The 10,423-nt window shown below is 49.4% G+C and carries 9 protein-coding genes; all 9 read left to right on the top strand.

Annotated features, from left to right (window positions below; translation table 11 throughout):
• The first annotated feature begins 541 nt into the window (after nt 1-541).
• The 9 genes from ACYCZ5_RS12675 to ACYCZ5_RS12635 all read left to right on the top strand — a co-directional run bounded on the left by ACYCZ5_RS12675 (nt 542) and on the right by ACYCZ5_RS12635 (nt 10,279).
• The gene (locus tag ACYCZ5_RS12675) at nt 542-1,018 is read left to right on the top strand and encodes a hypothetical protein (protein WP_461545169.1); all 477 of its coding nucleotides are present in this window, start codon (nt 542-544) and stop codon (nt 1,016-1,018) included.
• Nucleotides 1,019-1,094: 76 nt separating this feature from the next.
• A complete protein-coding gene (locus ACYCZ5_RS12670) occupies nt 1,095-1,364 on the top strand; it encodes a helix-turn-helix domain-containing protein (RefSeq protein WP_461545168.1) in 270 nt (89 codons plus the stop codon).
• Nucleotides 1,361-2,218, top strand: coding sequence for a hypothetical protein (locus ACYCZ5_RS12665; protein ID WP_461545167.1), 858 nt, complete (start codon nt 1,361-1,363; stop codon nt 2,216-2,218). The genes ACYCZ5_RS12670 and ACYCZ5_RS12665 overlap by 4 nt, the downstream gene beginning before the upstream one ends.
• Complete coding sequence (locus tag ACYCZ5_RS12660) at nt 2,215-3,243, top strand: TraI domain-containing protein (protein WP_461545166.1); 1,029 nt, start codon at nt 2,215-2,217, stop codon at nt 3,241-3,243. The genes ACYCZ5_RS12665 and ACYCZ5_RS12660 overlap by 4 nt, the downstream gene beginning before the upstream one ends.
• A gap of 173 nt (nt 3,244-3,416) precedes the next feature.
• Nucleotides 3,417-3,890, top strand: a complete 474-nt coding sequence (gene mobI, locus ACYCZ5_RS12655) for a conjugative transfer protein MobI(A/C) (RefSeq protein WP_461545165.1) — start codon at nt 3,417-3,419, stop codon at nt 3,888-3,890.
• A 57-nt stretch (nt 3,891-3,947) separates the two neighbouring features.
• Entirely contained in the window at nt 3,948-4,244 is a 297-nt protein-coding gene (locus tag ACYCZ5_RS12650) for a hypothetical protein (protein WP_461545164.1), read from the top strand.
• 161 nt (nt 4,245-4,405) lie between these two features.
• The gene (locus ACYCZ5_RS12645; RefSeq protein WP_461545163.1) at nt 4,406-6,784 is read left to right on the top strand and encodes a tellurite resistance TerB family protein; all 2,379 of its coding nucleotides are present in this window, start codon (nt 4,406-4,408) and stop codon (nt 6,782-6,784) included.
• Nucleotides 6,781-8,076 (top strand): ATP-binding protein, encoded by a 1,296-nt coding sequence (locus ACYCZ5_RS12640; protein WP_461545162.1) that lies wholly within the window; start codon nt 6,781-6,783, stop codon nt 8,074-8,076. The genes ACYCZ5_RS12645 and ACYCZ5_RS12640 overlap by 4 nt, the downstream gene beginning before the upstream one ends.
• On the top strand, nt 8,045-10,279 hold the full coding sequence (locus tag ACYCZ5_RS12635) for a DEAD/DEAH box helicase (protein WP_461545161.1): 2,235 nt from the start codon (nt 8,045-8,047) through the stop codon (nt 10,277-10,279). The genes ACYCZ5_RS12640 and ACYCZ5_RS12635 overlap by 32 nt, the downstream gene beginning before the upstream one ends.
• Nucleotides 10,280-10,423 lie beyond the last annotated feature (144 nt).

Here is a 10,423-nt window from a genome sequence, read left to right as displayed (position 1 = left end):
TCTTACAGGCATACCCATGTCAATCTCCATTACTACTTTTGTAGTAGGTAGAATATTTCACAACGCTTCTCACGTCAACAGCAAGAACCACCCACCGGAAAATCCGGATACCCTATATTTTTTCCTCTTTTAACATCGAAATTTGCGTGGAAGGTGCACTAGTCGAGAACTAGGGCTGAGCAATTTATTAGGCTGCACTGAATTGTTTTATTAGCTTTTTATGCAGTGTACGGGCCGCACGTCCCACTCCGATTGCCAATTACTTTCACGCTGATGTCTGCTCTGGGCAGCTAAGCAGCCTGATTCCAAAACATGACGGCTGTCTCTTAAGGCCGAGGTGCAGAAATAGATGGCATGGCTGGCAAACTTTTAAATTATGTAATCGAATTTCCGTGACTAGATAGCATTCCGCTCCTGAAATTTCTCACGCGCATTTACTTATATTTACTTCCATTTACCGCCTTGTTTTTTTTAAAAATATCTTCGCAATCTGATGAAAAAATACTTGTGTTTTAAGATGGTGTTGAATTAGAGTTGTTGCATGAATCTTTTGCAAAAAGCCTTAGATGTAAAAATCTTTGATGCACTGCCAGGTGAGTGCTGGCGGCGCATTCGCATTGAAGTATTACCTTTATTGGGATTCATGCCCTTTGTAGTACTGCTGGTCGCAAATGCCCTGTTCATGAATTTTTCTCTGATCGATGCAACTTGGCAGTTAGTGCTCGACCAGGCTCTGGACTTTGCTCTATGCCTAGGGCTTTTTTCGACTGGTGCGGCTTGCTACAAGAAATTCAAGACCGCCATGATATCGGCTGCCCTGAGATGGATCGGTTCTGGCCGAGTCGGGTATCAATATATCTCGACAATCCATGCCATGATGAATTTCTTGAATGTACTGCTTCAGCGCATGGAGATTCAATCTATCCAGGCTGTCGTTCGAGTTAGAGTCGCTCTAGGCATCGTTCACCCCTCCCTGTTCGCCCGTTTAATCCCCACTCCTATCCTTCGTCGCGCTTAAAGCGTGACGATTATCAGCCCCGTCTGCTTGCGCTGTACTTCCTTTGGGTTGTTTCATTTCCTATGGAATACGCAAAATGGATACCACACTTTTCTTGACCATACCCGAGGCAGCACACTTGCTGCGCATTGCTCCACAAACGATTCGCAATCACATTTTTAAAGGAATATTTCCGATACCGACGACACTTCTATGCGGCAGGCGGTTACTTCGCCGTGCAGATGTTGAGGCATACGTTAGGGGAGAGACTATTCCAGCTCAGGCGCAGAGTATTGCACCTTCAGCGGTCAGCAAGCGCGGCCGCCCTCGTAAGCGGGCGCCAGAATCTCATGGGAGTGCATCATGAGAGAAAGCTCCCTTGTTCCGACGAACTTGCTGAATTGGCCCCGAGTTGCGCGCAGATTGCCGGAGGAAAAGTTGATCTTTTCGGCACTTTGGTTCGCGCCTTGGATGAGTTGTGCAGGATATGGCGAACTTCCGCTTTGCCCTTTTGCGGCGTCTATCGGTATATCGCCAGAGTCAACTGAAACTGGAATAAGCAATCTCGAGCAAGCTGGTTTGGTATTTTTTGATGCGCACACGGTCGAGCTGGCACTTGATGGTTGGTTCAGATTCCACCGCTTTAAAACACCTCAGTCAAAAAAGATCCTTGAACGAGAGATCGAGAAAATCCGCTCAAGCATCATAAAAAGAATAGTTTCTGAAAAATCATCGGCCTGCTTCTCAACAACAACACCATCTGCAACTTCAATTTCAACTACTACCACGGTGAGAAAGCCCAAGAAGCCAATTGGAGCGACCCGGCAGCAAGTGGCAGGGGAAGTTGCTTTGGTATTTCCATCTGCAATTTCTCAACATGAGCGCGAGTCCATTAATTCGGTTCTGGCTAGTAGCGGGGCCGCCCCGGCTCAATGGCAAGCAATTCTGGATGAGCTAGTAGGTGCAATGGCTCATCGGGAAATCAGTAATCCGGTTGGATTCCTGAGAGGCGTGGCAGAGCGGGCTGCGAATGGATCATTTATTCCTGAGCGAGGAATTGGAGTTGCCAAAGAGCGAATGAAGGGCATTGAGGCTGTCAATGATGATGCGATCTTTGAAAAGCAGTTTTCTGGGAAATTACTGCCTCTCAATGTCGTGCTGGACCGCATTCCTGTTGAGCAAAGTGTATTCATGAGCAGTAGGCTGGGGGATTTGAAATGATACCCCTGCTAAATTTCTTAAAAAAAATCGGGTTTCTTTCCGCGCCGTCGCAGCCCCCAGAAACTTTGAAGGAACATAATTATTTGCTGATCCCGCGTTATCCGCCTGTTGATTTCGGAACCCCTGTGTGCAAGCCGGAAATTCTGCTTGAGCGTAATCGAGATATTGTCGATTCACTAATGGAAATTGTTTCAAATCGACAATTGTTTGATGAACACTATCTCCCCGCGATGTTGCGTCTGGCGAATATGGTTCAGCTATTACCTGCATCCGCAACGCATCACCATCGAGCGAAAGGTGGTCTGTTAAGGCATTCGCTTGAAGTCGGATTGTGGGCCGTGCAGCTGGCCGAAGGAGAAAGAGCTCGCGAAGTGGTTATTCCTCAGCAAGGAGGCATCATAGATCCACGCTGGATATTCGCTGTATTCATTGCAGGTATTGGTCATGATCTGGGAAAAATTGTCACAGACATAACTGTTACTGATTGTCAGCAAGAACTGAAGTGGAGCCCATACTTGGACGGGCTTTATGACTGGTCAATACAGAATGATGTTGGGAATTACCTCATTCATTGGCAAGAGGGACGAGGGAAAAGGCACGTCACCATTTCAAGCACGCTTATCAATACAGTGATGAAGCAAGACTCGCTGAATTGGATTTCTGAAGACAGAAATGATGAGGTGATCTGGATACATGAGTCACTCAACAGCAATCCGGGTGAGACGAATAATATTCATCGCTTCGTTGTGGCTGCAGACCAACTCAGTGTGCGGAAAGATCTGAAATCCTTGGTCAGGCTGGGGCTGGAAGCTGATAAATCGCCAGGCGCTCTCCAGCGCGCCGGCAGCTCATCTGAAAACACCTCGAAGAAATTAGTGGTGCCACGGAACAACTCCAGCGCAACTCATGGGAATTTGCTCGGCCAAGTGGCGGTTTCAGATGTTCCTCAGCACACCCCCAGCGCATCTGATGAATCGCAACACGATCAGTTGCCCCACAGAGCAACTCCAGCACGGCAGAAGTAGCTTGGCTTCAAATGCCGATGAAAATCACGCGGCGCATTTGCAGACTCATCTTCCGCACATGAAATCACATGCATTTGCGCCGTGCGGTTTCTCCTATTTCCGCTCAGAGGTAATGCTGGGTGAAAGCAGCATCCAAAGACGCGGACAAAAATTCCGCATACGAGGAAAATTCGATGAATAATTTGAACAGAAAATCACCAAGCGTCGAGGAGGCGCTGGACAGTCTTCGCTTTCGTTTGGGCGATCTGATGAGAATGGCAGAATCATTGTGCGATCAGCACTTTGAATTTGTCATGGCTGAGAACAAGCGAAGGACCTGGGCGGAAAGGAGCATTCTGTACGCTAAACCCCGGGCACGCGATAACACGCTTACCATCACCTGGTTTGAAATACGCTGGTATGGAGCGAATGCGGCAAAGACCCGCCGTATGGATAAGAAGGTCATCATCAAGCCAAAAAACAAACATGGCTACAATATGGATACGTTGCTAAAGCGCGCCCAATATTGGGAGGTGGATATGGTCACCCGTATTGAGGAGGAACTTATCCCGATACGCAAAGAGGTATCCTTCATTGCAAAAGCCATAGGACAGCTGAACTACATTGAGAATACTCATCAGGCTGCACGCTGGGCTGACCAAGGGTAAGAACCTGTTGTTCGCCATATGCATCGATTTACGATTACTTCTGGATAAGGGTTTGCTATGAAATATCGGGACGGTTTCCTCCTCTTGGACAAGGAAGAAGTGAGGTTGTTATCACTGACCTTAATGACCGATGTGGAGGCTACTTACGCAGCATCTGAATTCATTTCGGGATTGCACGAGGTGCAAGCAGAGGCGGAAAAGCACATTCAGGAGATTTCGCTCCAGGAGACGCCTGAAAGACGTCGGTCGCTGCAGGTCGACATCCTGAAACAGTTGATCAGCACCTGCGAAAAGTTTAAGGGGCGGGGATATACCGCAGCCCAAAATGCGGGGTGTTCGATCCAGTTGCACTAACCAGAACCACGGGATTGGTCTGACCTTTACCATTTTGGGAGGCAACGATCCTGTTGGTCGAAAAGTCTTGCGGTCCCATATGGATATAGGCCAAACGGCATATATGTCTTGAATATCCTTCGTGGTAGCATCGTTGGAAATGTGAGTAAAGGGGAAATATTGTGGGAAAGAAAAGCTCAGGGAGCCCTTTGCTTATAGGAATAGTCGTCGTCATTTGGCTTCTGATTTCTATTCCAAGAGAGGTGTGGGTTGGACTAGTCATCTTGGCGCTCGCCGTGTTGGGTATACGGTATTTCTTTATGTCTCCAAGCAGTACTGGTGTTTCTTCCTTGTCCGATGATTCCTCGTCTCAATCTAGTCAGCGAAACACCAGACCATCAACTTCCCGATCTTCGACGGTTGGAGAAAATGTCGATGACTTAGTAACGATCACTTTCAGCGATGGCAGATCAGGTAGAGAGTATTCGATTCCTATGACTCGCTCTGGACCTCTCGAAAACGCAAAGTGGGTTCCGCCTGGACAAACCACGACGGTTGCGGGAATAGGAATTGCACGCGGAATGTTGTATGTCAGTACCGCCCCAAGTAGAGGCTTTCAGGATGCTGATCCAGCACTTATTGACCCAAATCTCAAGGTTACTTCTGCAGAAATTGATATCTCGTTGCCCCTAACTGGTTACTGGCCGAGCTATGCAACGATAACTCCCGATGCAAGGAAAGCGTATCTACGTTGGCTTGCTGGCGGCAGACAAGCGCCACTAGCTAATATTGGATATGTATTTTTGTTCTTCTATGGTCTAGAACGAAGAGCCTTGGTGGATGCGCAGACAGAGACTGATGCTCGTGCAGAGCTCCCATTAATCAAGACTGAAATTCAGCGATTGCTAGAAATTTACGGGGAAAATCACTCGTTCCGCCGTTACGCTACTCAACTGCTGGACTACGTCACTTTTTCTCACTGGGCTGAGAAAGAATATTTGGCAGCGCCGCCAAGCGTTCCCGATAGCTGCTTCGAATTACCTTTCCGTCTACGTGTTGGATTGGGTCAGTTGGCAGTCGACAAAAAGCCAGTTCCTGCCGATTGGGCACTTGCATGGGCGCTTTCTGATCCAACTATTGTGCGCAGAACTCCCGTGACTCGATGCGCCGACTTGTTTGCAGTGCTGTTTAAGAAAAAGTATGTCGAATCTTGTGGTGAAGGCTTAACGCTAAAAGTCAATCGGACCAAGCTCAGGATTTCCTATCATCCAGCATCTTCCGGGCTAAGCTATAGCGACTTCTCCCATTCAATTGCTGACCTACCAGATGTGTCGGCTGCAAAAACTCCCGTAACCAAGTTGCAGCAAATTGTGGATGAATGCACAGCGGAGCTTGATTCCTACAGCCGGTATCTAGGGCGCAATCCAGACAAAGCGGAGACTCTTGATGCTCTATTGCAGCTCCCCGTTTCACTATGGCCGGCTGCTGTACGCGCAGAGTTAGAGGATATCAAGATTCAAGTCGGAGATGGACTTCTGCTGATGTCCTTTGGCGAGCTTTCTGGCCGCCTCAAGAGCGCTGGGGGGCTATCGCGCGAAAAAGTTCTGGGCTTAGCGCGCGCCCTTGGAAGCCTACACTTGGGGCTTGAACCAGATGTGCTGGCTGGCTACAAGACTCCCAAGGCGGAAGACAAAATTGCGCTTTTTGCCACCCCGTCCGAGGATAGCGCTGCGCGCAATGCTCCGGCTTATGCTGCCGCTGTGGTCACTTTGGACTTGGCATGCGGGGCTGCGCTTGCCGATGGCGCGTTTTCAACACACGAGATGCTGCATTTAACCCGTCAAATCGATTCATGGGCACATCTCAGTGACGCTCATCGAAAGCGCCTTAAAGCTCATTTGCGCTTAGGTATGGATCAGCCCTTACCCCTTTCTTCTCTTAAGAAGAAAATGGAACCGTTGCCGGTTGAGGCCAAACGATCCGTTGGGCGCTTCTTGGCTCATCTCACCCAGTCGGACGGGCAGGTTACTCCCGAGGAAGTCAAATTCCTGGAGCGAGTCTACGTGACACTGAGTCTCGATACACAGCTGCTGTATTCTGATCTTCATGTTGTGCCCGATCCAGGCGGGAAGGGAGTTTTATCTACATTCAGCGGCACACAGAAACCCAAGTCGACGACCGGATTTGCCCTCAATGCGGAGCGCATTGCCCAACTGCAGAAAGAAACAGAGGAAGTGTCCGCATTGCTGGCCGGTGTATTTACTGAAGAACAGCATAGCGAACCAGATTCAGTGGATGTCACCATTGACGAATCTTCTGATGCACCTGCGGGCATACTTGGCCTGAATGCTGAACATTCCGCCTTTGTTCGACGTTTGGTTTCACGGTACAGTTGGCCTAAATCTGATTTGAACGATGTGGCGGCCGATATGGAATTGATGCTAGACGGCACGCTGGAACATATAAACGAAATGATGCTGGATATGTTCGAAACACCTTTGACCGAGGGCGATGACCCCATAGAAATTAATCGAGAACTAGTGGAGCAACTACCCTTATGAGTACCATCCGAGCAAAAGACCGTGATGCAGTAATTCAATCCCTACGAGCTGGGGTGGTCCCACGATCAGGGCAACACCTCGTACAGGTGGGGCGCGTCAAAGAGCTCGAGGCACTAATGAAGGACGTGGAGCGAATCGCTGATTGCGGCTCTGGTTTTCGCGTTGTGATTGGCGAATATGGATCCGGCAAGACGTTCTTCTTGAACCTGGTGCGCTCTATTGCTCTTGAGAAGAAGCTGGTCACCATGTATGCCGACCTCAATCCTGATCGAAGACTGCACGCCTCAGGAGGCCAGGCCCGCTCACTTTACGCAGAGCTGACCAAGAACATGGCAACACGTACTAAACCTGATGGTGGAGCTCTGTCCGGAGTAGTTGAAAAGTTTGTGGCGCAAGCAATATCAGATGCCAAGGCGAATGGGACAACAACTGAGGTGCTTATAAAGCAGCGGTTAGAGCATCTGATGGAGATGGTAAATGGCTACGATTTTGCGGAAGTCATAGCCGCATACTGCCGAGGGTTCGAGGAAGGAAATGAACAGTTGAAGGCAGATGCGATTCGCTGGCTTCGCGGCGAATTTTCGACCAAGACAGATGCTCGTGCCGCACTAGGGGTTCGAACCATAGTTGACGACGCGTCGGTATATGACCAACTCAAGTTACTCGCACGATTTGTCCGTCTGGCCGGCTATAGTGGTCTGATGGTCTGTCTCGATGAACTGGTTAACCTGTACAAGCTAGCGAATACGCAGGCTCGTAATTCAAACTATGAGCAGATTCTTCGTATTCTGAATGACTCTTTACAGGGCTCTGCCGAAGGGTTGGGTTTTGTGCTCGGTGGCACACCTGAATTTCTCATGGATACTCGCCGGGGTCTTTATAGCTACGTCGCGCTGCAGTCGCGACTTTCAGAAAATACCTTCGCCAGAGACGGGATGGTAGATTACTCAGGGCCGGTCATGCGCTTGGCCGGTTTAACACCAGAGGACTTCTACGTGTTGCTTCATAAGCTGAGGCATGTTTATGCTTCAGGGGACGTTGCCAAGTTCCTTCTGCCGGACGAAGCTATTCCGATATTCATGGAGCATTGCTCCAAGCGTTTAGGTGAAGCTTATTTCCGCACCCCTCGGACTACGATAACCGCATTTATTAACCTCCTAGCTGTCTTGGAGCAAAATCCTGGTGCTGATTGGAAGGAACTGATTGGCGCGACCGAAGTAACGGTTGATGACGGGGCAGCAGCCGATCTTGCGGTTGATCATGACGACGAACTTGCCAGCTTCCAACTCTGACTCCCAAGGTTTTACCCAGCTAAACGGACAAATTCAACGCTGGATTTGGAATGAGGGTTGGACCGAATTGCGGGATGCTCAAGAGCGAGCCATACCCGCCTTGATAAACGCTGACCGCGATGTAATTGTGGCTGCCGCAACTGCGGCAGGTAAAACTGAGGCGGCCTTCTTCCCTATTCTGACGCATTTACTGAGCAAAGCACCTGACATCGGCACCGTGCTTTACATCAGTCCTCTGAAAGCGTTAATCAACGACCAATGGAGCCGACTTAGCGGCTTATGTGAGTCACTCGAAATCCCTGTTACCGGTTGGCATGGCGATATTGCCTCCAGCCATAAGAAACACTTCCTTAAGAATCCCAATGGCATCTTGCTGATTACGCCTGAATCGCTTGAGGCACTATTTGTGATGCGTGGTACAACGATGCCAGGCCTTATGGCGAACCTCCGCTATGTGGTGGTCGACGAATTGCATGCGTTCATCGGTTCAGAACGAGGTAAACAACTTCAATCACTGCTTCACCGGCTAGAGCAAATTGCTGGTCGCCGTGTGCCTCGCGTCGGGCTATCGGCTACTTTGGGTGATATGAGGTTGGCAGCCCGTTTTCTTAGGCCGTCTGATGCTGATCAAGTGGAACTTATTGAGACGAAGGGAAGTGGTCAGGAGTTGAAAGTACTTCTGAAAGGGTACCTGGCAAAGCCGCCACGTATTGAGTCCAATCCAGATTTAGATAATCCAGAAATGGAGGATGTCGTCTCTGGAAGTGTCGTCGATGTAGCTGCGAATCTCTACAAGGTGTTGCGTGGCTCAAATAATTTGGTATTTCCGAATAGCCGGCAGAAGGTTGAGATATTCACAGACTTGTTGCGCAGAAGCTGTGAGCGTGACTCTGTTCCAAACGAATTTTGGGCGCATCATGGAAGCTTGTCCAAAGAGTTTAGGGAAGAGGCTGAGCAAGCTCTAAAGGAGGGTACTCGCCCGGCTACGGCAGTTTGCACAACAACGCTTGAGCTCGGTATTGATATTGGTTCGGTCAAAAGTATTTGTCAGGTTGGAGCTTCACCATCCGTGGCAAGTCTCCGCCAAAGGCTTGGGCGTTCTGGACGCAGAAAAGGGGAGGCGGCAATTCTTAGGGCCTACTGCATCGAGCCAGAACTTCAGTCTAACTCAGGCATTTCGGACTGCTTACGCGAAGGGCTAGTTCAATCAGTAGCGATGATTCGATTGTTGATAGCTGGGTGGTTTGAGCCGCCGCGAATTGGTGGCCTACATGGCTCAACTTTGATCCAACAAATCCTATCAATTATTGCAGAAAGAGGTGGGGCAAGTGCCGGCCAATTATGGTCAACCTTGGCGGCCTCAGGTAGTCCGTTTGAAGGATTAACTAGGAACGAGTTTGTTCTTCTGTTAAAACACATGGGTGAGCGACAGTTGCTGACTCAAGATAGTTCAGGGTCTCTCCTTCATGGTGAGCTTGGCGAGAAACTCGTTAATCATTATGAATTCTTTGCTGCATTCTCCAGTGAAGAGGAATTTCGCTTGGTGTGTGAGGGTAGGGTGCTGGGCTCACTGCCCGTAAGTCGACCTCTGTTACCAAAACAGTGCATCATTTTTGCGGGACGCCGCTGGCGTGTCATTGATGTTGATTCAGAGAAAAAACTCATTGTCGTCGCCCCGGATCGGGGAGGTGCGCCGCCAGCCTTCGAGGGTGGTGGTTCGATGGTTCATGATCGAGTTCGGCATGAAATGCGGTTGGTTCTAGCTGAGGAAACCTCGGTGCGGTTCCTTGACCAAGGGGCACTCAGTCTATTGGATGAGGCGCGGAGTTATTACAAACGAGCGGGCTTAGACAATATCCAGTTGATCCAACGGGGCTCTGATGTTCAACTCCTGACCTGGCGAGGAGACTGGGTTAATGATGCGCTCGCACTACTGCTCACACAGCATCGCTTGACTGCAAGCAACGAGGGATTGGTCATTAATGTTTCTGGCGGTGCAAGGGAGAGAGTCCTCGACGTGCTTGAAGAAATCGCACAGCTTGAGGAGCTAGACCCTATTGAACTTCTCGCTAACGCCAACAATATCATTCGGGAGAAGTGGGATTGGGCCATGCCCGATGTTATGGCACGGCGATCTTTTGCTTCTCTTTGTCTTGATTTGGAAGGGGCGAGGGATGCAGCACGTCACTTGATCTCAGTTTAGCTTTGCGATTAGAGAAAAATCCCAGTGTCCATATCAAATGACATATTCCAATCCGTAGCAGCCGAAAATAGGCTGCATCGTCAGTTTCGAGATCTTCGAGATTCGCCTTTTCATTCCGAAGCTAGATTGCTAATCAATACTCTG

The organism is Sideroxydans sp. (genome assembly GCF_054604835.1).
The sequence above is the reverse complement of the archived record's forward strand: the minus strand, read 5'-3'. Positions and strand labels throughout refer to the sequence as shown.

Bases quoted from the DNA above. Each gene is read 5' to 3' on its own strand.
- ACYCZ5_RS12675 (WP_461545169.1), top strand. From the start codon at position 542: ATGAATCTTTTGCAAAAAGCCTTAGATGTAAAAATCTTTGATGCACTG.
- ACYCZ5_RS12660 (WP_461545166.1), top strand. From the start codon at position 2,215: ATGATACCCCTGCTAAATTTCTTAAAAAAAATCGGGTTTCTTTCCGCG.
- ACYCZ5_RS12650 (WP_461545164.1), top strand. From the start codon at position 3,948: ATGAAATATCGGGACGGTTTCCTCCTCTTGGACAAGGAAGAAGTGAGG.
- ACYCZ5_RS12640 (WP_461545162.1), top strand. From the start codon at position 6,781: ATGAGTACCATCCGAGCAAAAGACCGTGATGCAGTAATTCAATCCCTA.
- ACYCZ5_RS12635 (WP_461545161.1), top strand. From the start codon at position 8,045: ATGACGACGAACTTGCCAGCTTCCAACTCTGACTCCCAAGGTTTTACC.
- mobI (WP_461545165.1), top strand. From the start codon at position 3,417: ATGAATAATTTGAACAGAAAATCACCAAGCGTCGAGGAGGCGCTGGAC.
- ACYCZ5_RS12665 (WP_461545167.1), top strand. From the start codon at position 1,361: ATGAGAGAAAGCTCCCTTGTTCCGACGAACTTGCTGAATTGGCCCCGA.
- ACYCZ5_RS12670 (WP_461545168.1), top strand. From the start codon at position 1,095: ATGGATACCACACTTTTCTTGACCATACCCGAGGCAGCACACTTGCTG.